This is a genomic window from Paenibacillus plantarum (assembly GCF_013141695.1).
Classification (GTDB): domain Bacteria; phylum Bacillota; class Bacilli; order Paenibacillales; family NBRC-103111; genus Paenibacillus_E; species Paenibacillus_E plantarum.
The window spans coordinates 117,329-142,809 of the sequence record NZ_WHNY01000004.1; the positions used below are offsets into that span (position 1 = coordinate 117,329).

Sequence of the window (25,481 nt, forward strand, 5' to 3'; positions counted from 1 at the left end):
ATCATTCTGTTAGGTTTGCTTTCGTATCTACAGCCTACCCCGATTTTCCCTTGAGCGTAAACCACACAATTCAGTAAAAAGCCCGTCTTTTCCTTATTGTACGGAATTTTACATGAAGTTCGGAATATTGCACTCTGCCATTTGGGCATGCCAAAAAGGCCAATTCACGGAAAATTGACCTCTTGCCGTTCGTGACCAGACAGGTACCAAGCGGCACGATTAATCATCCACTTTTTCTGCCGCTTCGGCAACCTTATGCAGTCGATACTCGCTAGTTGTTACACCGAACTTTAATTTAAACATTTTATAGAAATAGTTTTTGTTCTCCCAGCCAATGGCCTCCATAATGTCGGAGACTGTCCGGCTATCCTGTTCAAGTAGTTCCTTCGCTTTATTCAAGCGAATCTCATTGATATAATCCGCAATGGACATCTCGTAGGATTCCCGAAATAATTTACCGATATAATCCCGTGATAAATTCAAGGTATTGGCGATCCCTTCATGAGACAACGACTTATCTGTATAGTTACTTTCCATAATCTTTACGATCGAGTTAATAATAACAGTTTTGCGGCTGTTCTTGGATTGGTTGTTCACCTCGCAGATCATCGCAAATAATTCCGTAAATTTGATGAAAATTTGATCCATGGTTTCGAGTGAACCTAATTCTTTGGTAAAGGAGTAATAATCGATGTCGAGCTTCCTGCTGCTCCCATTAGGTCGTAGTTCATTGTTTTTCTTAAACAACGTATACGCAAACGAAAATAAATAAGACATCGCCGTATCATAGGCATATTCGCCAATATAGCTATGGATTTCCCCAAGTACTTCCTTAGCCTCTTCCAACCGGCCGTAAAGCAAATGCTCCTCTAGCTTCACTTCCAGCTTCACCGGAGGTTCGAAATAATCGGCATTAATATGCGCAAGTGAATCCGGCGTCAAGATACATCCCCACCCGAAGAACATCCGGTACTTTAGAATCGTCTGAGCCTCCGAATAGGACCGGGATATATCCGATAGATCCAAAGCGACATAACTAATGGCCGCCGATAAAGATAGCTTCAAATTGTCTGCTGTCCATTGCTGAATGTCACGTATAATCGCATACTGTTGTATCCGGTTGTACTCGTACGTATCGGACCCAACTTCAAACAAGATGACGATACTATCTACTTCCGTGTCAACAAAAACGTTAGTAAACTTACGAGACGCAATTTCACTGGCTGCATTGCCGATGGCAAACTTTAATGATTTCTGGTCCCCATTGTTATAATTCCGCGTGAATTCATTGAACCGGTCGATACTTAGGATAAACAGCTGGTGACTTTTGCCTGGTTCCAAAGGGATATGATAGCTGCTGAACATCCTCTGCAAATAGGCAATGTCGTTCTCCCTATTCGAAAGTAAATTTCGGAGGACATCCATCTTTTTAGAATAGACCGTTTCTCGATTTACCTTCTCTAACGATTTCATTTTGCCGAAAAGAACCTCAACAGGGGCATATAAGTACCTGCTCAGAATGAATGCCAAGGAAAGCCCAACAGCCAGAAGTATGGCACAGACCAGAAATGTAATACGCTTCATTGTATTAATATCTTTGACGATAAGTTTATAGGGTACGATACTGATGAAACGCCAATTCAGAATGTCCGAGGTTGCATAAGACAGCATAAATTTCTCATCATGAATCTTTTGCAGCAGATATCCAGATTGATCTTGGCGGATATTTGTGTAGGGTTGGCTCGTCCAATCAATTAATCGATAATCAGGCGAGGTTGTCGTAACGATTTGCCCTTGTTGATTCAGAATGACAATATCCGAAATGGTTGAAATTTGTTTCTTGCTTAAGGAATGAATCATCTGGTTCAAATAATCCACGTTGATGTTGATGATAATAGCGCCTTGAACTTTATTATCCGTTGCCGGGAGATCATAGAGAATGAAGGAAATAACGTCCATAGACGGATTGCTTTCCGTTTGACCTGCTAAACTGACAGGGATTTTCCTGAGAATCGGCGCAAACTTGGTCTCCGGGCTAAATTTCATCTCACTAACCACATTCACGATATCCTGATCGAAAAATGATTTGGCATCATTTATCGGAGATTTCCACGTCGAATAGTACTTGTCCAGCTTGTTATTATATACATAAACGGAATGAACGAACGGGGATTGCTCGACGAGCGTGTTCAAATATTTGATTTGCGAGCTTACTAAATCGTAATTCTCCGTCTCACTGTACATCAGGGGAACGTTTTTCTCATCAACGTAAAGTGATACGGCAAAGTTTTTGGCATTTTCGTACATGTAGTTAGCACTGTAACTAATTTGCGATAGCACATTTAGATTCGCTTCCGACACTTGCCGGGAATGGATTTTCTCGAAATTCAGGTACAAAATGAACGATAGCAGCATCATGACCACGACAACCAGAAGTGTTATGGAAGCCACCATTTTCACGAAAAGCCGCTGAGGTGCGTTGATGTTATGCCCCATGAATGAGTGCCCCTTTCTTGATACATAACCAAATTATAGACGATTCCTCTGACACCTGCCCGAAAACATTACCGTTAACAGTTTCGCCCTGTCCTAAACGAATATACCACAAAGGTACAACAAAGCGAGTTTGTTGTACCCTGAGTGTTACTACCTATTCGTTTGCAATCTTTCCTTCATCCACTCACATACGCTCCACAAATCCGCAACCGGTTGATTCGAGTATGGCAATGTAGGCATGTAGCCTGGAGGTCCGAATTCAGGTGTAAGTGTCGTGAACGTGAAGCCCTGCTCGGCGCGGGCTTGCAGGATTTGCCGCCACCACGATTCATGGGCTGCTAATTCGGCGGCGTACTCCGGCGCACCAGGGTGTGGAACTTGCGGACCTTGTGCGTAACCTACGCGGGCATGAATATGAATCGTTCGCTCAAAGGCGATCTTCAGATGATCCACCTGATCTTCCAGTAACGTTTCGCAAACACAGCACCAATGACTGAAATCTGCCGTAATCTTCAGATCCGGTAGTGCACTCAGCAGCCTTGACGTCGTCCAAGGGGTGAACATAGCCCTGTGACGGTGCGTCTCGTGACCAATCGGAATACCATGGTGTCTCTCCACTTCTAGGGCACTTTCGAAAAACCGCAATTGCGTATCGTCATCCATCGCATCGCGGGCACTATGCGAAATAATCAACTGCGGCCGGAGAGTTGCAGCATCAGCCACTCCCTCGGCGAACGTATGATCATGGTCTTCCGATGTTCCGATCAAGGCAATGTAGGTTAATCCGTGCTCCTCCAAGAGCTCTGTGAACTCGCTGCGCTGTTCCTTTGACGGTACTCCCGCTTCGACTCCTGTATATCCAGCAGCGGCAATTTTCCTGAAATTCTCTCTGAGGGTACCATTCTCCATCCCCCACAACGATTTATATAGCCGTAGCTCCAAGGTTCGTCACCTCTCCTTCTGGTCTTCTACGTTTGCGTACGACCTTCTCAATGACCGCATCTCCTTGCAAAGTCGACATACATAGTAATCGACGACCCGCTTCCAGCTCTTGCTCCGAAATCATGCAAATGTCCGCGTCCTCCTGAATGACCGTTCCCTCAACTACTTGATAAAGGCAGGTTCGGCATGTCCCATTACGACATGTATAAGGAATGGGTACCTGTTGGCGGATCGCCGCGTCGAGAATTAATTCTTTGTCTTCCACCTCGAATACATGCTCGTTTCCTTCGTTCAACACCTTGATTGAATTATTCATGGTTTTCACTCTCGATAAGGGCGATTTTGGCCGTAATGCGTGAAAGGAATGGCTCATAATCCCATTGACGCTTCGCTTTCGCATGCCAGTCATCCCAACGCTCGGCTGATTCTTCCATTAAATCTTCAATCGCATCAATGTCGTTATTAAGTTTGTAACTGAGCCATTTATGACCATACTGCATATGAATGCTCTCATCTGCCCAGTCGTAATCGAAATCTTGCGCGCTTGCCGTATCCCCTTGTGCCGTGAATTCCGTGACCAAGCTGCTTTTCCACACAGGCGCTTTATTCTCGAATTTGTGTATCATAGCCAATAACGACAATGCTCCATGGCCGTTTTGCGAAATGTAGTGATCAGCCACCATGGCATGGTCGACGCCGATTTCGAATCCCCACGCCTTTAGCCGCTTTTCACCCATTAAGCAATGCCGGAGCTCGTCATAACACCACCGGGCCGTATCCAAGTAGAACTCCCATGGCATATCATCCCACTCCCACACCATGGCTCCAATTGCTTCGCATGCCCACATCTCATTCACATGGTTAATTGCCATGCACACTTGACGCTCGATGAAGCTCATTGAGCTTTCTGCCGGTGTGAAAAATTTAGGAGGCAGATGATAGAGCGCTTTCTCGAATTTAGGATCACGAGCGGGAATTTCGGGCAATACATAGGCAGGTCTCGCCGTAATTTCTGCGCTAATAGATAAGTCCTGTGCTGACTGCCCCTTCTCCTCTCTTCCACTGAAATCCGCTACATATCGTTCCAGATAGGATATCCATTCATCCGCCGCGACAAAACGTCGCGTGATTTGCGGGTATAATCGTTGAACATCAAGCAGCTGCTCGGCTATTTCTTCTGGAAATCGTTTCATGAAAGCGATGGTAGGCGCATCGTCAATCGGCTCTGCGATCTGCAAATAGTTTTCATATCGTGTTTTTAAGAATTCTTTCGTCACGAAGTAAACGCCTTCAATGAATTCCCTTTCATTGGCACACTTGCTAAGAATATTCAGGAAATTTGTAAGTTGCTGATCATGGCCTTCATCAACGTCTCTACGCGGATAGCGAAGCTCAAGCACCCTAGAGCGCAAAGCATTCGCGCGAAGTGAATCCTGCCACATATGGCGAGGAATCGTTTTTTTCAACTCCCAATCCGACACGTTTAACAAATATCCACCCAACAAACGCATAAGTTCGCGTTCGACGTAATACAACATTTTTAACATTTCAGATGCGGAATCAACTGTCATACGACCCGGGTTCCCCATTATTAACGCTTGTGCCATCGACACTCACTCCTTATAATCAGTAGTATATCTCGTTTATTAACTTGATTTTACCATGGTATAAGGATTGAAACGATTTGTGATTGTTATGAAAAATGTCAAAAATGTCGTTTTTCCAAGGAGAATCTATATGGAGTATTTCCTCACGTTCCCTAACATGTATAGTGCTTTTCGAATGATCGGCATGAACTATGCCCGCACCGATATAGATTGGTCTTATCCCAAGCACAAGCATACGTATTTCGAATTTCTGTATTGCGTTGAAGGGGTCATTGAACAAACCGTCGGCGGTACGATCTACGAGCTGCACTCTGGAGATGCCATTGTTATGAAAGCCGGCTCGCCACACGCTTCTCGAACTGCCAAGCCTGCGGTTTACTTTGGTTTTCATTTCGACGTCGAAATGAAAGCGGCAGTCGGCATTCTGCAGAATGCCGTCCTGCCGCTTATTTCATCGAAGACGAAGTGGTCCAAGAATGGATCCATCACCACTGCCGTGGAACAACTGATTCATGCTTTTCGCTCCCTGCAAGATAGGCCGCTAAGCGATCCGTCAGAGACCGTCTCTTCTCTCGACCGCTCCCTGGCAGAATTGTCAATTCAGGCTCAGTTGCTCGAATTTATTACCGACCTATGCCGCTTCTTCTTCGAACAATCCAAGCAAACGAGCTCAGGAACTGGCACTTCCACGCAGTTCGCGCTCGCACACGAGGCGGCTTCATTGCTGGAGGCCGCCATACATGAACCTCTTAAAATTCATGAACTAGCAGAAAGATTAAATGTAAATCGTTCTTATTTATCCGAATGCTTTAAAAAGATATACGGGCTTTCCCTTCGGTCCTATTGGGCACAAACTCGCACTCGTGAAGCCAAGAAGTGGCTAACCGAATCCGAGTTATCTATCGAACAGATCGCGGATAAGCTCCAATTCTCTTCTGCGAGTCACTTCTGCCAACATTTCCGACAGTGGACGGGGCTGACGCCACACCAGTTCCGCAATCAGAACGATGAAGAAAATCTGCCTACGGCGAATTATACGACTACTTATTTGTGACCAATACATCTATAATAAAAAGCCTCTGAACCAAGGAATGTTTATAACACATTCCTTGGTTCAGAGGCCAAGTTTGTTCTATTGCGTTGTTCGCTCAATATGCATTCGCAACCTTCTTACGAATACTTGCCACAATCCATAGAAACAAGGGAATTCCGAACATATTGATTGGTAATACGATGGGAATCCAATATCTGGTGACATATTCGATATCTGATACAGTTATGTTGGGATACATCCATGACTGAATGAGAACGATCGGTGCTACAAACCAAATCAGCTTTCTCCAATCTTTCATATGCAGCCACTGCGCAGTCCCATAGCAGCTAATAAAAAAATAGATAGACATTTTAATAAATACGCTTATGATCCAAATTAACACAATAACAACATCGATATTTTCGATAAAACCGCCAAAGGAAATAAATCTAACCATATCAAAAAAAGGATGCGTCATTTTTGCTGATAACCCTGGCCCAAATACCATAATGACAAAAAGTGTGGAAACAATGAATAAGAAGCAAGCTGCGCCAAGTCCCAACATCGCTCGAACAGGGGCTTCCAAAGGTTGTTTCATAAAGGAAACAAGCATGGTCAGCATACAAACCTCCCCGAAAAACGATAGTGGAGATAAAGCCCCTTTGAAAATATGACCGATGCCAGTATCCTCGTAAATCGGCAATATGCGCGTCCAATCCATGACAGGGATATTTAATGGCAATATAAGAATGAGCATGATAACAATAAAGGGACCCAATAGCTCGCCGCATCTCCCAATGCCTTCAATCCCCCCTATATAGGTAATATAAATGAGCAACAGGACCATTGTAATTGTAAGTATCCATACCGGTGTTCTAGGAAGAAGCGTTGCAATCGTGAAATCGCTAAACTCCTTAAGGATCACACCAAGTACCGAATACCATTGGATGAAATAGGGGATCATAATGAGCTTTCCTACCCATTTACCTAAAATAACTTGACTGTACTGCACAATCGTCTGACCTGGAAATAGGAGGCTCAACTTCGTCGATACATAGGCAATAAATAAACCCAAGACCCCGGCAATGATCCCTCCTATCCATGCATCCTGCTGCGCCTCTTTAATAGTGGGGGATATCGTAAGAAGAAGTGTATTTCCGCTTTGAAATGAAAAGACGATCCAGAAAATTTGAATACCTGTCAGGTTCATTTTTTTCATTTTTGGATCTCACTTTTTTTCAAATATAAAGATGGCCCGGTTGTCCCCACTTGTTCCACGTTCAGCTTCACCTTCACGTCAACCTCCGCAGTAGCAAATTTACGCTCCCAGTCACTTTTTAAGGTTTGCCAAGCTTGCGGGTATTTTTTATGAATGGTTTCACCGAAACCAAAAATATCCGTTTTGTATCTTTTCTGTACTTTATTAATCATCTTAAGAACTTGAGTTTCCATCTCCTTGTTGAGAATATCTTGGACCAAGTTTAGATTCTTAGTTTGCAAGAGGTCGAGTGCCGTAGACGTCTCTAAAATCGAACCTTTCCCTTCTAAAGTTAAATGAAATCGTATGTGATCCCCTATCAGTTCGGGTTGAATTTTACTTTTCATATGGGCACCCGAATAACTAAAAGTTCCAAAATCAGATTTGTCTATCGTAATGATTTGTCTTTTCATTTTTTGCTTAATCCAATTCAGAATCAGACTCTCATCCAAATTTAAAAATCCGACCAATTTTAATTCATTATTAAAAATGGCAGAACCCGTAATTCGAAATCCCGATTTCACATCCCCCGACTCTATGTAGTATGAGGAATGTTTTTTAATTGTTTCTATCGTTTCTAATGTAGGACTGCTTCCATCCGTAGACGCTGAAATTAGAAAATCCCGTAACGCCGTATCTCCCTCTAGCCCAATAGCCAAATGTTCTTTTGAAGCAGCAATAATGGGGATAGGCTCTAACGGATATTTTTGTTGGAGCACTTCTTCGGCAGTCCCCCCTTTAACAATCATAATATCGATTCTCATCTTGGATCCTGAATCCCGCGTGAAAGCATCTAATACGTGAGAAACGCCCTTTTTCGCCAAATCTTCGCCAATAAAAACAATTTGCCTTTGTCCGCGAAATATTCGTCTGGATATTTCAGCCTGCGAGTTACGCATAACATTGAGAATATTTTTTCCGCTAGCACTTGCCGTAAAATAATTCTGACCTGATTCCCCCGATGTGTTTCTTTTCGGCAGTTTAAATTGGCTCGTTAGTATGATATCTCCATCTTTGGACAGGTCAAGACCTGTGCCTACTGCAAAAGCAACATCATTTAATTCCAATCGGTCCCAGCATCCGGTCGTTAAAGCTATACACAAGGAGAGGACTAAGAAACATCTAATTTTCTTGATCATTTTTTGGAAAGCTCCGTTTTCCCCGTTTCTCGCCTTTCGATATGCGGGGGTTATTCCTGCTTGAAATGAATGGCAATCTCTTATTCATCGTCCAACGGGGGGCGCGAATCAGCGTATCTTGTAAACTGGATAACACTTGCGGTGCAATAGGAGATAGGTACGGTACCCCAAAGGATTGAAGGGTAACCAAATGAATAACCATTGCAAGTGCTGCCAGGACTACGCCATAAAGGCCGAAAATGCTTCCCAAAATGAGTATCGGGAAGCGCAGCAGCCTGAAAGCAAACCCCATGCTATATCGAGGGATCGTAAAGGAAGCGATGCCTGTCGCTGCAACAATGATAACCATCGGAGCAGATACGATACCGGCTTGCACAGCGGCTTGTCCAATGACTAGCGCGCCTACAATACTAACAGCTGAACCAATCTGTTTAGGAAGTCTGTGACTTGCTTCACGCAGTACTTCAAACATCACTTCCATAATTAGTGCTTCACCTACAGCTGAGAAAGGGATCCCCTCTCTGGCGCTAATAATGCTGAATAATAAATTGGACGGGATTAATTGAGGATTGAAGGTGGATACCGCAACGTAAAATGCAGGAAGGAACAACGAGATTAAAACCATAAACAAGCGAAGCATGCGAATGAAGCTCATATAAATAAACTTTTCATAATAATCATCCGGACTCTGTAAGCCTGACCAAAGCGTCATTGGCACAATTAACACAGATGGCGTTCCATCCTCAATAATCGCTACTTTACCTTCCAATAAGCTAGCCGCCACAATATCAGGACGTTCTGTATTCTGGATGAGCGGAAAAGGAGAAAATGGGGCATCCTCAATAAATTCTTCGATATAGCTCGTGTCCAATATACCATCGGTACAAATCCGTTCCACCCGATTGATAACTTCTTTAACAATTGAATCCTGGGCAATCCCTTCCATATAGGCAATTATTACGTCAGTTTGTGTGAGTTCTCCCACCGTTAGACATTGTAATTTGAGCTTTGAACTTCGAATTTTCCTCCGCAACAAACTTGTATTCGTATGCAAGGTTTCCGTAAAGCTTTCTTTAGGTCCGCGAATCGAATACTCGATACTCGGTTCTTGAATAGCCCGTGTACTGAAACCATGTAATTTGGCAAGCAGGGCGCCTGGCTCTTCATCAATTAAAATGGCAATGTTCGCATTCAAAACGCCATCAACAATTGCTTGCAGACTGGTTACAACATTCGTCTCAGCGATAGCCGAGATCTGTTGTATAAGCGCTTCTCCGCTAGTTTCAACATCACCTAAACCTTGTGGAACGCCTTCAAAACTGAGCTTAAGCAAGGCGTTATCCAGAATGTCGGTAGTTACAAGCCCGTCAATGTATACCAGAATGATGACGACCTCATCATCTATTTGAACTTGACGGAATCTAACATCTGAACAATTCCGAAAGATTTCTTTTAACGCTTGCTCCTTCGTATGAATATCGATCTCCAAGTGAACAGGATTCATGAGATCTCCCTCCACTTTTCCCCGTCGTTTAGTAAATGTTTGTATTCGTATTATGATTAAACCTTTGGTAATTTATTCATATCAACAATAGGTATCTTGGGGGATAAAAAAAGATGACCCCTGTGCAATTCGCATACAGGAATCATCTATTTGTGGCTTCGCCACCTCAGTTAACAGCTAATGCTGCTCGATCATATCTTCTGTTTAAATTTACATTTGTTTGAACAACCTGTAAACCATGACAGCCGCTTGCGCTCTTGTCGCATATTCTTCCGGCGCAAATGTGCCATTGTCGAAACCATTGATAATGCCTTCTTGCTGCATCGTCGCAACGGCATCGACGGCATAAGCGGCAATCGTATCCTGATCTTTGAATGCGGCTGCCTCTTCTTGGTTCGGCAAGACGATTTTCTTTGCTTTTACGGCCCGGAACATCATTGTGGCCATTTCTTGTCTGCTGATGGGATCCTCGATGCCGAAGTTCCCGTCTTCCCTGCCGTTAACAATACCGAGTGCTTGAGCTGAAGCGATTGCCTTGTAATACCATGCGCCCGCCCTGACATCGGCAAAAGTCGCAACTGCTTTATCATCCTCAATTTCCAATGTTCCTATCAGCATCTGAATAAACTGTGCCCGTGTCACTTTGCTGTTCGGACCAAATCGTCCTTCTTCGACCCCGTTCACCACTTCTCTTATAGCCAGTCCCTCAATACTAGACTTCGCCCAAGATACGTCTGAAAGATCTTGGAACGTGGCGCTTGCAAGGGCAGCCGCATATTGGCTGAAATGCTTCGGATAAAATTCAACCATGCCGTTCGATGGATTATATTTGCCATTTTTCACCGTTTGTGCAGTTCCTGAATCGTTAATATAGTACATGATGACTTTCTCAGTATCTTGGCCTGGCTGCAGGTTGTAGGGCAAGGCTACCTTGATCGGACGTTCTCCACTGAAGGTACTGATCTTCTCCCCATCGACATTCAAGTCAAAATCGTACACGGGGTTGCTTCCGACTTTCTTCTTCACTTCTTCGGTCAATTCGGATGGTTTGACCTCAGACACGGAGAGATGTACGTTCGAAGTTGATGCTCCAATATGACTTCTCAACAATTCCGTTGAGACTGAAATGATTGCTAATCCCAACTTAACTTCAATTTGTTGGATCCCGTTGGAATCGGACGCCAGAAGCTGCTGCGCCGGAAAGTTGACCGTTACCGCTTGCGCTGATCCAACTGACTTCACCTCAATAATGAGGGTATGATCTTCTGCCTTTTTCATCGCTTCAGCAAGCGAATCGGCATCGAGTTGAACGCTCGCCTTTCCATTTGCATCCGTTGTTGCTTCCACCACAACCGTACCGTTTGTTGCCGACGGCAACGAAGGTCCTGTGTTGGTGTTACCCTCGGTGTTGCCGTCGGTATTGTTATTGGTGTTGCTATTGGTGTTACCATCAGTATTGCCACCGGTGTTACCACCAGCGTTATCATCGGTGCCAGTACCACCACCGGTGTTCCCGTCAGTGCTAGGCAGAACAATAACACTTGCTTCTGCCTGTACATTCGTTCCCACCACGGTGCCGTACACCTGAAACGTTCCTGCTTGCGAATATTGTGACGAATCCGGGCTGATCCACACGACTGGAAGCTGCGCAGTCGTTTGATCGCTATATACAGCCGTTACGACACTTGGCAGTTCCGGGGCAGTACCAGAAGTCGTTGTAACAGTAATAGGGTGAACACTCACTACTTCCGGCCCTAAAGGCGGGTACACGATAGTGTTGTCGTCCTTTTGGTAGGACTCTTCTGCCGTTTCGATCAACAATTGCGGTCCTAAGCTGCCTTTTTCCCTAGAAAAATAATAGTGGGAAATATTATTCGCTGTTAGGGAGGAAATATCCAAACTAAGCTTCTTATCCCCAGCAAGCTCGGTCAACACCTGCGACGTTACGTCGATATCCACGAATTGTTGGGCTGGAGGCATCTCCCATGTGCCCAGATCCGCGCCTCCTGCTGGCTTATTATTATAAGTAGTTGTCGCTTCATCCCAACTGTCATCGCTTACAAACTGAACTTTGTCTGTAAAGGTCCCGCCAACAATAGACGATGTTAGGCGAAGCTTAGCAGATGTTAGATTACTCGGTACACCCGATAAATTGAAGCGAATGAATGTTTCGCGTGGGACAAAAGCCGAATTTCTTACCTCAAGATTCGTATTTTTACCATAGTTCGCAGTTGGTACGCTTCCACTCACCATCGTGTCTGCCTCTGCGCCGATCGTTCTGCCTGAAGACTTTTTCGTGTAAACCACGATCTTCGGTTTGCCGCCCCCGTTCTCCTTCGCATAATAATAGTGAGAAACGTTGTTTGTCGTCTGAGATGTGATAACCAAGCTCAACTGCTTGTCGCCAGCAAGTTCGGTTTTATAAGGAGAACTGATATCAACTTCCACCGAATTCTCAGCCGATGGCATGCTCCATACCCCTAAAACCGCTCCTGCTACAGGCTTGGTATTATAGGTAATTGACGTCTCCCCCCAAGAATCATCCTGAACAAACTGCGCTTGATCGGTAAACGTTCCTGCCGATGCCGATGTCAGCCGCAGCTTCGCAGCAAATGCATTTGAATCTGCCGGCACATTCCCTAAATCAAATCGCAGATACGAATGGCGATAAACCGTTGAACTCGTTGAGTTTCTTACTTCCAATTTCTTACCGATTCCATAGTTCAAAGTTGGATTTCCTGACCACACATAGGCATCTGAGTTCACATCCAATTCGAAGAAATCCGGATGTCCTAGCGTATGGTCGGTTATCCGATACTGATCGTTAACTGGACTATTCATCACCAGTTTGCCAATATTCGAAATGACAGGAGCTCCTGTTTGAAACGCGAAGTGGTCCGCAATCTGAATTTCCGGCTTGCCATGCGGAGCGACATAAACGTTATACGTTTTCGAGTCCGAATCGGCAAGTAAGGTAACATGATAAAGCTCATTCGCTTTATAGTCGAGTTTGACATTTTGCCCGTAGCTATTACCATTCCGAACATCGAAGTAGCCTTCGGCATTCAACCGGAGAATCATTGGCAAATCAGTCTCGCTGTTCGTGGCGGATGTTTGCCCCGTATAGCCAACTATGCCTCCAATTTGGTTCGCTGTCGGAACCAGGTCGAATTCGATGGATTGAACCCCTGAATGTCCTGCCCCCAAATCGATGCTATTCTGATAGCCGGAGGAAGATGACCATGAAGGGACGCCTACCGCATAGATATAACCATCGGATACAGTGTAATCGGAAATCAGGGTGCCGTTCAATTTCACTGTAGTAGCACCGGAAGCTCGTATCGCAACGGCCGAAGCGGCGTTAGGATCATTGGCAGCGACCAGATTCGATCCGGTAATCTCTAAGGTCGTGCCATTCCAGTCAACGGCAATGTCGGTCACTGGCATTTTAGAAGCAATCAGATTTGACCCACTTTGTTCCAGCGTCGTTCCCGATTTCATGATGGCTGATTTGACTTTACCGTTGTTCGTCTTCTCGATATAGGCTAGCTTCCCGTCAAATGAAAAGGTATCAAAGTTGCGTCGGAACTGCGGGTGTTCCTCGTGAGACACATAATAGTATCCCGAAGTTCCAGCATCTCCGATGTTGTCAACCTTCAGCGAACTGGCTACGGTAGTTGGAACTGAAAGGCCAATTCGACTGACTTTGATGTCGCGATTCTCTCCGCTTGCGGTCGGATACAAGACCGTGTCAAATGTCGTGTTTCCAGACACATTTTTCGTATAGGAAGCATATGTGGCGTCGGACACGGAATAAAAAGCATTCGAATAATAACCATGATCGAGCGTAGCTGTAAATTGTTCCGGGTCAGCCGGAATGACTTGAATATCGCCGTAAGTGTCGTTAAAGACGGTACTTACTTTTTGGGTAGACGCATCTAACTTCGGACTGGCTGTTGGCAGAAAGTGCCATGTTTGTTGGTACTTATTCGTTCCGGAAGGCGCTTCCACAACATCTGAAACAATCGAGAAGGACGATTTCAGGAAAAGCGTTTCACGTGAATGCTTAAATCCAGGCACATTTTGGGTAACACCCGTAACAAAGTTGAACTTGCTATTATCCGTCCAATCTTGAAACCAGCCCTCAGACAGATTCTGAGGTGTATCGTTGATTTCAATCGTATTGTGCGATTCAGTCGAGAATCGCAGCCAGTTGGAAATTGGATCATTGCTATAGGAATATGCACCTGGATCGACTAATAAAGGTCTACCATACGCATAATAAGTAATTGCGTTATCATCTGGATGTCTGTGTGGTGCCGCTTGTTTCACATTCGTAAACAAATAGCGGTCATTTGGTGACCATCCGCTGCGCATCATGGCGCTTTTGCTGTCCGGATACAGAACTGATGTGTGAGAAGGCTTGGTGCCTTCCGCTCCCGAAGTTCCTACATAACGTAAGTTGTCATCGCTAGTAAGCTCACCTATTTGCTTAATCGTACCTTTAAGGTCCGTATACTGACTATCTCCGAAATTGACGGAGTAACCGTTAGGGAACGAAATATCGGCCAGGTATTTGCCTAAATTCTTCAAATTATTATCAAATGATCCTTGGAAAGGCACATTATTCATCGTTCCCAGTTGTTTGATGGCAATCATAGGATCGGTTGTTACCGTCGTATAGGTATCACTGGATTCCATATACGAACCATCTTTATAGATCAGCGTCGACATCAAAAAGTCATATCGGGAATAGGCTGTGGACAACCAGGTAGCAGAATCGGTAAATTCAGGGAAATAAATACCAAGGGTATATAACCCCTCTGTTTCAACCGTTCCATGGTTTCCATCGGGACTAAAGCCGCCAGGCGTATTTAAATAGGTACCTTTTTTCCAGAACGTTTTCAAAAGATCCGTATTCGATTGGGCACTCATGGAGGCACTCTCTCTCAGCACATGGTAAGCTTTCACCCAAGTGGAGGCCTGAATGCCAGCATCAAAATTTCTAGGAAATGATCCTGCGCCATATTCACTCGTCGAGGCATCGCCATCAACGATAAAATCGACCATGTAGTCGATATATTTCGCTGCATAGCTTTCATTCCCCGTATTGATGTACTCCGCTAAAAGAGGAGCAAGCCAATAAAATCGGATAATCTGATAATGATATTCGATGTCTGCAATGGTGGTTGCAGGGCCGGCCCAGTCCGTGCCGGAAGGCACACCTTGCCAGGAAAATGTTTTGCCATTATGGTTGGCATAAGTGAGCGTATTCTCATCCCAAGCCGTATCGCCGGATTTATAGATCATCACATCTGTCGTTTCATTTAACTCGGCATATCCGGACAACTTAAGTGTTGCCGAAGTTACCGTTCCCTTAATCGACGATAAATCAAAGTTCAGATAAGCTTTACGCGAATTTGAATCATAGGGAACACCGGATTCCTGTACCTGAAGCAGGGGCTCGCTGGCGTGAATAGCCGTGTCATTGCTACGAATGTAGGTATCCTTCGTGGACATCAAGTTGGCTGTATGAGCGCCCGTTCCATCCGTATATTGGATCTCAAGCGTGGGATTGCACTGTGTGAGCGGAGTTTGCGAGCAAACTTGCTCACGACTGTAAATATTCGCTCGGTTCGTTCCCTTGTAACGTCCCATCAGCATGAAGCTAAGATTGGACCCGATAGCGCCTTGCACCGTAGTAAGCATATCCATGTTGTACACTGTAGGTGTATGTTCAACGCTAAACGTAGTCAAATAGAATTCTTTGAGCGGCGTTGCAATTTGGTCCATCAAGAGCGGCACCATCGTTGGATTTGAAACGAAATTTGTCGGAATCGTTCGGGTGGTTCGATTCTTATAATAGTCGAGTAAATCCGTTTGAGCCTGATCGTAATTGCCAGCTTTCACATCAGATTGTACGTTACTTAATCCAGGAAATCCATCGTAGTTCAGCTTGCTCGGCGTTGTCCACCGTTGCCCCGTTGGATCCCAAACCCCGAAGAAAGCTGCATCTGACATGTTACTTGCCCCAGAGGAAGCGCTTGCAATTGGGGGGTTAGTGAATACAGATACGAACACTTGAGCAAAAACAATTAAAGCAATGAGTAAACAAGACACTGCTTTTTTCTGTAAAGTCTTTATATTTTTCATCATACTGCCTCCTTATAATACGAATATTAATCATTCAATGATGAGACCAATTCACATTCGTTGGATGGGCTATTTCGACCATAACGCCATCCAGCGAGGTTGTGAAATCTGTTCATACTACCATTGCACGCCTGACTTTATCAAGAGGAACTAATTACCATATCCTGATCCCTAACGTCAACCAGATAACGCTCCCCATAACCGAATTCGAAAACGCCGTCCCTCACCTCCTTGATTTGAACAGCAGGCTGCTGCTCCCCTTTATAAGGAACAAGCACCGTCAAAAAGGTCCTTGAGCCATTATAACGACCCTGAAATTTCACTCTAGTAGAAGGTCTTGCGACATCATTAATATCCGATAGCCTTCCTGGCAAGAACTCCACATGTCCTTGCTCACTTGTATAAATAGCCAGATTCGCGATGTCGCTCGCTGCGATGATACCGCCTGCTGCTTCTTGCACATCTGTGAAATCAAGATGGAAATAACGCTGCACGCTATGCTGCTCCAAACCCTCAACCCGATCCGCAATGACAACGAACTTGTCATGGACGAGAGAAATATGACGATGATGGACAATCGGCTCATAATTCAGATGGCAAGCGCTTGCGAGCTGGTAGAAGCCTCTATTTTCCACATTGTAGATCTCTCCCTTTTTTTGCGGACCATATTCCCAGGTGCTCTTATATTCGAAGTGATCACGGTCATCAATAAGAAGCGTGGAATGGAAGTTCGAGCTCTTGAACTGCTTGCGGTCTTCATCATTCCTGAAGCAAAAAAGACCAGGATCGCAAACCATCTCTTTACCTAGCGCCGTGAAATCAAAGCTCATCAGGTCGATATGGGCGTGTAAATTTTGAATCGGGCTGCGGCATGTAAACAGAAAGCTAAGCGCCTCGCGATCCCAACCGCTGCGAATAATGGCTTGATGAAGCGTGCGATTCCAAAATGTGGTTTGCTTATCGCATGTATATCGCTTTCCCTTTAAGGCATGCAAATCGCTTACGAATTGCTCCACGTCTAGCGCGCGCCATACATGTCTGCTTGCCTCCTCCATAATCTCATTCATATCCATCAAGTTAGCAGACAGACCCAGCCAAGTCATATCCCCCAAGGCAAAATAGCCGTATACGCCGCCCATAATCGCAAGATTGTTCGCATGCGAATCCCCCACAGGCACACATTTTCCTGTTGGCCTTAGCGAATAAATGGAGTAATCCAGATTATGCTTATAACGTTCCATATATGGCTCTGAGAACTGAAAGCCAAAACGCTTGGCAAGCACAACAGCCAGGCCGAACCAGAACATGCAGCCATTGTGATAGGAGGGGCACCCTTCAATCTGTCCCCCATCCTCCGTCAGCTGAGCGAAACAGCACTTCTCGATGGCATCGATCGCAAAGTCTTTCCATTCCTCCGATTCCTTGAGCTCGGGGAAATAAAGTGCTGTGGTCAATATCCCTAAACATTCCATCAAATAATGGTTATGATCCGCTTTGGGCCATAGCTGCGGCGATACTTTGCGTAAGATTTTGATTTGCTTATAGACAGCAGTTACATACCGCTCCAGCACTTCCTCCGTAAACAGTTCGGAATGGCCCAAATGCTCTAAGACAAGCGGCCACGTCTTATAATTGCGTATGCCCAGTTCCAGAGCCCGAAGCGGATGACATTCCGAATAATAGCTGAGCGGAAGATCGATCATGTCTTCGGTAATTTCTACCGTTTCGATCCAGTTCAGCATTTCCTCAATCACTTTGCGGCCATATTTCTCATTCTTCGTCAAGGAATAGGCTTGCAATAAATCCTGCCAATCGTTCATACGGTTAAGCTGCCACAAATACTCGTTATCATTGTGTCTGTGTTCCAGCCAGCGAGGAGGATTGCCTACAAACTCCCTTATTCCGCCAGTTCCGGGAAGCATGATCATTCCTTGATAAGCAAGCTCCGCCTTGGCTATCGTCTCTTCTGCGCTTTCAGGCAAATGACTAGCGATATAAGCACTCTTTACGTCCATCCGCTCTAAGCGGGAACGCAAATTGACCAGTAACACTGTTGTGGAAATCGGCTCTTTCAGCCATTGTTGTATACTCATTGGTTCATCCCCCCGCTTGATCTTAGCCTTTTAATGCTCCGACCATGACTCCCTTAACAAAATATTTGGAAACAATCGGATAGAAGAACAGGATCGGTAAAGTCGCAACCATGATCGTGGCATATTTAATCGTTTCAGCAAGCTGAAAGCCCTGATCGGATCCACTTGTCATGCTTTCTGTCGAGTTGGCAAGCAATATTTCGCGTAAAACGAGCTGCAGCGGAAATAAATCCCTGTCTTTCAGGAAAATCGAGGCATAAAACCAGCCGTTCCATTTCTCTACGGCATAAAACATAATCATAACGGCTATGACGGGCATGGATAATGGCATAATGATCCGAAACAGGATGACAAAATGATTGGCTCCATCTATTTTTGCCGATTCTTCCAAACTATCTGGAATCGCCGAGAAGGAAGTTCTCATAATAATCAAGTTAAAGGTATTTACTGCAAATGGAAGTACAAGCGCCAATAAAGAATTGTAAAGTCCAACCCCTTTAATGACCAAATAGAGAGGAATTAAGCCACCCTGGAAGAACATCGTGAATAAAACAATAAAGATGAACACGCGATTCCATAATACGTTCTTACGCGACAAAACATAAGCACCTAGGGAAGTCAGGAGTAAATTTATAAATACCCCCAAGACAATAATGATAAACGTGTTGCTGTAACCCGTTAGAATACTTCGATTGCTTAATACTTGCTTGTAGGCATCGATATGAAATCCATACGACTTTAGAAGTATACCTTTATGGGCAATAAGGGAGCTGGCATCACTAATCGAAGCCAATCCTACATAAACCAAGGGATATAAGGTAACAATAACCAGTACAAGCATGACCATTATATTAACCGCATCAAAAACCTTTTCGGACCGACTCATTCGGTTCATGTCGTCCCTCCTCCTTACCACAATCCATTTTTACTGATTTTACGACTGATCTGGTTAGCTGCTACTAATAAAATCAAATTAATCACGGAGTTGAATAGCCCTACAGAAGCGCTGAATCCCCAGTTAAATTCCAATAAACCTTTGCGATAGACGAAGGATGAAATCACATCTGCCGTACTATAAGTCACGGGATTATAAAGCAAAATAATTTTTTCAAAACCGACATTAAGCAAATTACCCATCCTCATAATGAACATAATCGCGATTGTAGGAGCAATCCCTGGTAATGTAATGTATAGCATCTGCTTCAACCGGCCGGCCCCGTCAATCCGTGAGGCTTCGTATTGCTCTTGATCGATCCCCATTAAAGCGGCCATATAGATAATGGATTCCCATCCAATTTTTTGCCAAATTTCAGAGATAACATAGATAGGACGGAAATACTCAGGCTTCTGCAGTAAGGCCTGCCCGTCACCGCCAAAATGAGCAATGATAGAGTTAATAAAGCCACCACTATTCGTGAAATCCGTTAAGATTCCGCAAATGACAACCATTGAAATAAAATGAGGCATGTAAGAAACAGATTGTACAAATCTGCCAAAAAATTTGTTCTTTAACTCATTCATGAATAGAGCTAACAAGATTGGAGCTGGGAACTCGAAAAGAATGGAATATAGACTAAGGACAAGTGTATTTTTAAGAATGCGCCAGAAATAAAAACTGTTCATAAAATCCTTGAAGTTTTGTAAGCCAACCCAATCGCTCGCCATAATTCCTTTCACTGGGGAGAAGTCCTTAAAAGCAATGATGGCTCCATACATAGGCGCATAATGAAAGACAGCATAGTAGATAAGGACTGGAAGCATCATAAGATATAAGGATTTATTCAGAAGAAAGTCCTTCACGAATATATCTTTCTTAGTAGTCATAAGGTTTCCTTCTTTCAAATTGTAAGATCTGTTTGTTGGATAGAAAGGGAAGGACTACCCTTCCCCATTCTCATCAATAACTTTTCATCGTTTGTTGTATCTGTCCAAAGCAGCTTTTTGAATCTCGACCGCTCGGTCAATGTTCAACGTTTTCAGCTTTGCTTGGTACTTGTCGAACTCGTCGAGCGGTGAAGCTCCAAGAATAATTTTAAGCGTAGTTTCATCCACCAACGCATTCACTTCATTCATAATTTTAGCCAATTCCGTACTTTCTTGCGGTGAAGTCGTAATTGGAGGAAGTACATACTTCAAAGTATCTGTATTTTGCCAAGTAACAATGGCGTCTTTTTGCTGCTTCATCGTATAGTACTGATCGAGATAGCGTTTATCTTGAACGAATGGGCCGCTCATGCTTGCTTTGATATAGAGCATCATCGATTGAGCAACGGAGAACTTCTCGGGATTGTTCATAATCAAATCCGTATATTTCGGATTCCCGTTCTCCAATTTGTAGCTGACTCCCTCTGTACCAAAGTTAAAGAAGTTATGTCCTTCCTCACTATAACCGTAGTCAAGAAATTTAGCGGCAAGCTCTACATTCTTACTTGATCCCGTAATCGCAATCATTCCACTTGGCTCCGAGCCAAATGCAAAGCTCTTTTGACCGAATTTCGGCTTATCTCCCTTGTTTAAAACCGGATAAGGTGCAGCTACAAGATCATATTTCGGATCATTTGCCGTACCAGCGCCAATCCATTTGCCGATTCCACTTCCAGCTTGGCTGACCGTGGCACCGGACTTGCCGGAAGTCATATTTGCATCTTGGATTTTTTGGTCTGCGGTAGCAATGTTCTTATCGAGCAGCCCTTCCGCATACCATTTCCGCATTGTAGCAAGGAAATCCTTATAAGCTGGTTGTGCTGGTCCGAACTTCACTTGGCCGTTATCCAGATAGAATGTACGGTTGATTCCGTAGGCGCCGATGAAAGCTCCATTATAGATATCATCTAGCGCTCTTGGTTTGCTTCTGAACGTCAGCGGAGCCTCCATCCCTTTTTTCTCTTTGAACGCTTTCAGCACCGTGTACCACTCATCCATCGTGGTCGGCACTCCAAGACCCAGTTCAGTTAAATAGTCTTGTCTCAGCATAGGTCCTTGGAAAACCATCAGAGAATCATCACTGCGAATGAATGGAAATGCATAGTAAGTTCCATCATCTGTTTTTACCATTTTATCGATCTCGGGATGTTCTTTTAAATATTTCTTCAAGTTAGGAGCGTATTTATCAATAACATCATTGAGCTTTAAAATCGCTCCGTCCTTGATCGCTTTTTCAGGACCGCCAGGAAAACTCGTCTTCCAATTGTATTCGATCATGTCAGGCAGATCGCCGGAAGCCAGTGTGACGTTTAACTGTTCTTTTTCTTGGCCCATAACAGGGTTGATAAAATTGATCGCAACACCTGTCTTCTTTTGCCAGTCTTGATAAAATGGAATATCTTTTACAGTAGGCTTGATCTGCAAGATGTTATTAGCATCAGCTGTCCATAACGAGAGAGTTTTGTCTGTTTTCAATGGATAGGTTACTGCAGTTTGTTCAGTTGGAGCGGACGATGCTGCTGGCTGTTTATCCGTCTTGTCACTGCAAGCGATTGCCAGTGTACTCAGCATAATAATGGATAAGGTACTTGATATAAGTTTCATTTTCTTCTGCATCAGTGTTTGCCTCCCTATAATGTGTACGATTTCGGGCGATTCCCTTTCGCCTCTTTATTATGCTTCTATACACCCGCTTTGAATATCTTAAAATCCTCCAACAGCATCAAAAAAAACATAAAATCGATCTGAAATTTGTACAATCGCATATTAAATTTTTCATTTACACGGCCAAAATAGGCCAAAACAGAAAAAAAGACCGCTTTGCAGCAGCCTTCTTCAGTTACTTCAAATACATTTCTTTATATTTGCCGGGTGTAACTCCTTCATACTTTTTAAATATCCGGATCAAAGCATTGACATCGCTGAAACCAACAAGGCTTGATATTTCATTCAGGGTGATGTTCTGACTTTCAATCAATTCCTTTGCTTTCACAATACGAACTTTATTCATGTAATCGAGAAGCCCTTCTCCCGTCTGCTCTCTGAACAACTTGGATAAATAGGTTGATTTCATATCAAACCGAAGACCGATCATGGAGATATTCATATCCGGGTCCTGATAATTTTCTTGAATAAAAAGGACGATATTTTTCGCTAATGTTTCTAAATCCTGATGTCTGACTTGAATCAGCGCTGATTTTCTTTTGGCCAAGTTGTTGCTGCATACTTCTTTCAACATCTCTGTGAGCTGTTCATGCATATCCTGCATGGTTTCGCATGCCGTCAGCTTCTCGAGCTCTTTCAAACTAGCGCCAGATGATTCCTCTTGTGTGTCGCCAATTTCATGAAGCGCCTTCAACATCGTACTCACTAAATCAAACATCAGACAGCGAGCTAGGGGTAACGAAATCTGATTGATCTTCACATTCCTGTCTACGACGTTATCCAACGTTTCCTTTGCCCTGTCATATTCGCCAATTTTCAAAAAGTTAATGAGCTGCTGCTCCACTTGTAGAGGGTAATAATAGCCTTGCGGGATTTCATTAAGAGCTTCTTTCTGAATTTCATGGAAAGAAATAATTTCTTTTCTACCCATGATAAGCTTATGCTCCATCGCATCAACGGACTCATTGTAGGCAATCGACAGATCGACAATGGAGGTGTGAATATTGCTGATTGAAACCGTAAGCTCGATTTGAAATTTATTTTTCAAAAATTGCTGCGCTTCACTGGCCATTTGACGAAGTTCGATCAAGTTACTTGCCTGCCCCGTGTCACGGAAATTAATGATGCAGGCGAGCATGTCATCAATCTCCGTCATATACCCAATATGTTTCGCATTCATAATCTCCTCAACCACATTCGCAATGATAAATTGCAGCAGTTTAGTCTTTTCATTCTCACTATTTCCATTAATGCTCGAATAAAACTGCTCATTTGCTTCAACATAAAATAAAAGCACGGCAAAATGGTCACTGTCAAAGTGCATCTCGAAAGCAGGCAACGCATCCTCAATTGGGATTTGGTTGTCTAACCTCCCTTTTAATAACCTGGTCATAAAATTAGATCGCAGCAAATAATTTTGCTGCTTGAGTCGAAAATTAACTTCCTCCTTTTCATTCAAGGTATTGGAGATCATGTGCTGAATAAATTGAAATTCATTATTCCCTTCATTTAACCGAACTGTTGACTCACCTGCAAAGGAATGAATTAATTGTTTAATCGGGTTATAGTTTTTTTTCAAGAAGAAGTACGTTAACAAACTCCCCCCCAGAATACTCAAAGCGATGCTCATGTAGGTAAACCACCTCACATAGATCGCTTTTTGCCATACTATGGCGCTCGGCATGATGGTCACAATTTTAAGATCAGATTTTTTGGATGCAATATAATAAAACTCTGAGTCTTGTCCCTTGTATTTTTCATTGAAAAAGCCAGAATCATCGGAAAGTACCCGATTCGTTAATACCGGATGCTGATTCGTTTCCAAAGTGGATAAAAGTATCTGGTTCTCTTTATTCAAAACCAGTACTTCGCCTCCACTGAATAATTGAACGTTTTGGAGAGCACTTAACAGCTTTGAGTCGTCAATTAGGATTACAACAGCTCCCTCAGGTTTCGTATTAAGGTCCGAAGTTAGATAACTTATATGAGCAATAGACTGATGGAAACCGCCATTTAACCCTCTGTATACGAGTGGAACAAAACTTGGCTTTTTACTTGAAGTCATCATAGCCTGCCAGTCATTATAGCTGAAATCAGGATTATTGTGGACATCCTCATACACTTCCTTGCCACTGCGAACAAATCCTGGCATTAGACCGATATCATCCGGCGAGTAATAGACATAGAAGTCAGTAATTTGTGGATAAAAGGTCTTATACATCTTAAAATCCATCGCTATTTGGTACAAGGAATACTGGTAGCTATCCTGCCCCCGTATGTTCGTAAACATGAGTTCTTGAAGTCTCGTATTCCAAGTAACCTCTGTATTCAGTCTTAAAACACTTTCTAATTCATTGTCAATGACTTCTCGGACTTGTTTTAATAAGGCATCATTAGCCCTATGAATTTCATCTTCCAAAGCTGCGCTTGATTCGCGATAAACAAAAATACCGATTACAATCGGCAGAAGCAAAATGGCCACGTACGAAAAGAGCCAGGTTATGATAACGCTTCGTCTTTTCCTCCAAATGCTTGTCAACATGATGTATTCCCCCAGATGCTTACGCGCGAGTTAATCCCCAAAAAGAAAGGATGTATACCTACATGGTACACCAACTGTTCTTGGTTTGAAAAGATAACAAATTGGATAAGGTGCAAAATAAACCATGATACACGGTATCTGGTGTCTTCGCCGATTCGAAGGCTTCTGCATTCAATGGTAAGGTCTTACATTCTTCTCCTCTCGGTACTCCCGTGGTGATTGACCATATATCTTACGGAATAGCTTCGAAAAATAATGGATAGATGAAAAACCATGTTTTTCAGCAATTTCAGTGATGTTCAGATTTGTATAGAGGAGATCCTCTTTCGCACGGTTAATTCTGAATTGAATGACATATTGTGTAGGTGATACTCCAGTTACTTGTTTAAACAAATCAAAAAAATAACCGCGACTTATGCCTAATTCACTGTAATACGTTTCCAGCGACTGTAGATTACCTAGTACCAGATCCTGATCCAATCGATCAAGTAACTTGGACATGCGAAGATTAGGAATATGCTCTTCTTTCAGAGCAAAGGTTAGAAAAAACTCAATAAACTGTTGAAAACTACTCTGAATTCTTAAATTACGAATATAAGTCTTCTCGTTGGTATAGCAGTTATCTGTATAAAATTTCTCAAAAAAATCCATCCATATTTGCAGCTTCTCTACTTTCACATGCTCGGGTAAAGAATATGGAAATTGGGGACCGATCAAGGAGGGAGTCAGTGTGTTAACATCAAAACAAATTCTGCTCGGATCCGTGAAATCGACTCGACGGGCAATATATGACCAATCGAAATAACAACAGATGTGAACCATTGGTTCTTGGCTGTCGGCAACCCAATGATGGAGCTGCCCAGCAGGAATGAACACGAGAGAACCTGCCTCGGTTTCATAAGTACGACCACCAGTTTGAATGGTACCTCTTCCTTCGCTTATTAAGTATAGCGAGGACGTATAACAAATCCGATTGTTACTAGCCTGAGACTTTGAGAAAGGATACTTGGTTGCATAGTACACGTAAGGATGAAATTCAGCTAAATCCAGCACCATTATCTACACCTCCTAATGACTACATCAACAATAATTGATATGACGATTGTACAAATATTTGACGATTCTG

General features: G+C 43.6%; 15 protein-coding genes. 1 reads left to right on the forward strand and 14 read right to left on the reverse strand.

Features of this window, described 5'->3' with window-relative positions; translation table 11 throughout:
* Positions 1-219: 219 nt before the first annotated feature.
* The 4 genes from GC096_RS00420 to GC096_RS00435 form a co-directional block, all read right to left on the reverse strand.
* Positions 220-2,496, reverse strand: coding sequence for a helix-turn-helix domain-containing protein (locus GC096_RS00420; protein ID WP_171628329.1), 2,277 nt, complete (start codon positions 2,494-2,496; stop codon positions 220-222).
* Positions 2,497-2,646: 150 nt separating this feature from the next.
* Positions 2,647-3,438: a sugar phosphate isomerase/epimerase family protein gene (locus tag GC096_RS00425; RefSeq protein WP_171628330.1), complete on the reverse strand. Its 792-nt coding sequence runs from the start codon at positions 3,436-3,438 to the stop codon at positions 2,647-2,649.
* Positions 3,419-3,754 carry a 2Fe-2S iron-sulfur cluster-binding protein gene (locus tag GC096_RS00430; RefSeq protein ID WP_171628331.1) on the reverse strand — a complete coding sequence of 112 codons (336 nt, stop codon included), beginning with the start codon at positions 3,752-3,754 and terminating at the stop codon, positions 3,419-3,421. The genes GC096_RS00425 and GC096_RS00430 overlap by 20 nt, the downstream gene beginning before the upstream one ends.
* Positions 3,747-5,045 carry a DUF455 family protein gene (locus GC096_RS00435; protein WP_171628332.1) on the reverse strand — a complete coding sequence of 433 codons (1,299 nt, stop codon included), beginning with the start codon at positions 5,043-5,045 and terminating at the stop codon, positions 3,747-3,749. Before GC096_RS00435 ends, GC096_RS00430 begins: the two co-directional genes overlap by 8 nt.
* 130 nt (positions 5,046-5,175) lie before the next feature.
* Between GC096_RS00435 and GC096_RS00440 the strand changes: the two genes are divergently transcribed.
* Complete coding sequence (locus tag GC096_RS00440) at positions 5,176-6,099, forward strand: AraC family transcriptional regulator (RefSeq protein WP_171628333.1); 924 nt, start codon at positions 5,176-5,178, stop codon at positions 6,097-6,099.
* Between the two features lie 94 nt (positions 6,100-6,193).
* Here the strand turns inward: GC096_RS00440 and GC096_RS00445 are convergent, their stop codons facing one another.
* From GC096_RS00445 to GC096_RS00490, 10 genes are all read right to left on the reverse strand, one after another.
* Entirely contained in the window at positions 6,194-7,297 is a 1,104-nt protein-coding gene (locus tag GC096_RS00445; RefSeq protein ID WP_171628334.1) for a GerAB/ArcD/ProY family transporter, read from the reverse strand.
* Positions 7,294-8,403 carry a Ger(x)C family spore germination protein gene (locus GC096_RS00450; protein WP_246302491.1) on the reverse strand — a complete coding sequence of 370 codons (1,110 nt, stop codon included), beginning with the start codon at positions 8,401-8,403 and terminating at the stop codon, positions 7,294-7,296. Before GC096_RS00450 ends, GC096_RS00445 begins: the two co-directional genes overlap by 4 nt.
* Before the next feature lie 55 nt (positions 8,404-8,458).
* On the reverse strand, positions 8,459-9,979 hold the full coding sequence (locus tag GC096_RS00455; RefSeq protein ID WP_171628336.1) for a spore germination protein: 1,521 nt from the start codon (positions 9,977-9,979) through the stop codon (positions 8,459-8,461).
* 210 nt (positions 9,980-10,189) lie between these two features.
* Complete coding sequence (locus GC096_RS00460; RefSeq protein WP_171628337.1) at positions 10,190-16,135, reverse strand: CBM96 family carbohydrate-binding protein; 5,946 nt, start codon at positions 16,133-16,135, stop codon at positions 10,190-10,192.
* 137 nt (positions 16,136-16,272) lie between these two features.
* Complete coding sequence (locus tag GC096_RS00465) at positions 16,273-18,225, reverse strand: heparinase II/III family protein (protein ID WP_171628338.1); 1,953 nt, start codon at positions 18,223-18,225, stop codon at positions 16,273-16,275.
* A gap of 22 nt (positions 18,226-18,247) precedes the next feature.
* On the reverse strand, positions 18,248-19,120 hold the full coding sequence (locus GC096_RS00470; protein WP_171628339.1) for a carbohydrate ABC transporter permease: 873 nt from the start codon (positions 19,118-19,120) through the stop codon (positions 18,248-18,250).
* A 14-nt stretch (positions 19,121-19,134) separates the two neighbouring features.
* Complete coding sequence (locus GC096_RS00475; RefSeq protein ID WP_171628340.1) at positions 19,135-20,049, reverse strand: ABC transporter permease; 915 nt, start codon at positions 20,047-20,049, stop codon at positions 19,135-19,137.
* An 84-nt stretch (positions 20,050-20,133) separates the two neighbouring features.
* Positions 20,134-21,765, reverse strand: a complete 1,632-nt coding sequence (locus tag GC096_RS00480; RefSeq protein ID WP_171628341.1) for a type 2 periplasmic-binding domain-containing protein — start codon at positions 21,763-21,765, stop codon at positions 20,134-20,136.
* A gap of 223 nt (positions 21,766-21,988) precedes the next feature.
* Positions 21,989-24,355 (reverse strand): AraC family transcriptional regulator, encoded by a 2,367-nt coding sequence (locus GC096_RS00485; RefSeq protein ID WP_171628342.1) that lies wholly within the window; start codon positions 24,353-24,355, stop codon positions 21,989-21,991.
* Positions 24,356-24,526: 171 nt separating this feature from the next.
* Positions 24,527-25,411 (reverse strand): helix-turn-helix domain-containing protein, encoded by an 885-nt coding sequence (locus tag GC096_RS00490; RefSeq protein ID WP_246302492.1) that lies wholly within the window; start codon positions 25,409-25,411, stop codon positions 24,527-24,529.
* Positions 25,412-25,481 lie beyond the last annotated feature (70 nt).

What these genes read in the sequence shown, in the direction of transcription:
- GC096_RS00480 (WP_171628341.1), bottom strand. Translation starts at nt 21,765, where the DNA reads ATGCAGAAGAAAATGAAACTTATATCAAGTACCTTATCCATTATTATG.
- GC096_RS00420 (WP_171628329.1), bottom strand. Translation starts at nt 2,496, where the DNA reads ATGGGGCATAACATCAACGCACCTCAGCGGCTTTTCGTGAAAATGGTG.
- GC096_RS00455 (WP_171628336.1), bottom strand. Translation starts at nt 9,979, where the DNA reads ATGAATCCTGTTCACTTGGAGATCGATATTCATACGAAGGAGCAAGCG.
- GC096_RS00435 (WP_171628332.1), bottom strand. Translation starts at nt 5,045, where the DNA reads ATGGCACAAGCGTTAATAATGGGGAACCCGGGTCGTATGACAGTTGAT.
- GC096_RS00445 (WP_171628334.1), bottom strand. Translation starts at nt 7,297, where the DNA reads ATGAAAAAAATGAACCTGACAGGTATTCAAATTTTCTGGATCGTCTTT.
- GC096_RS00430 (WP_171628331.1), bottom strand. Translation starts at nt 3,754, where the DNA reads ATGAATAATTCAATCAAGGTGTTGAACGAAGGAAACGAGCATGTATTC.
- GC096_RS00485 (WP_171628342.1), bottom strand. Translation starts at nt 24,355, where the DNA reads ATGTTGACAAGCATTTGGAGGAAAAGACGAAGCGTTATCATAACCTGG.
- GC096_RS00440 (WP_171628333.1), top strand. Translation starts at nt 5,176, where the DNA reads ATGGAGTATTTCCTCACGTTCCCTAACATGTATAGTGCTTTTCGAATG.
- GC096_RS00465 (WP_171628338.1), bottom strand. Translation starts at nt 18,225, where the DNA reads ATGAGTATACAACAATGGCTGAAAGAGCCGATTTCCACAACAGTGTTA.
- GC096_RS00475 (WP_171628340.1), bottom strand. Translation starts at nt 20,049, where the DNA reads ATGACTACTAAGAAAGATATATTCGTGAAGGACTTTCTTCTGAATAAA.
- GC096_RS00470 (WP_171628339.1), bottom strand. Translation starts at nt 19,120, where the DNA reads ATGAACCGAATGAGTCGGTCCGAAAAGGTTTTTGATGCGGTTAATATA.
- GC096_RS00490 (WP_246302492.1), bottom strand. Translation starts at nt 25,411, where the DNA reads ATGGTGCTGGATTTAGCTGAATTTCATCCTTACGTGTACTATGCAACC.
- GC096_RS00460 (WP_171628337.1), bottom strand. Translation starts at nt 16,135, where the DNA reads ATGATGAAAAATATAAAGACTTTACAGAAAAAAGCAGTGTCTTGTTTA.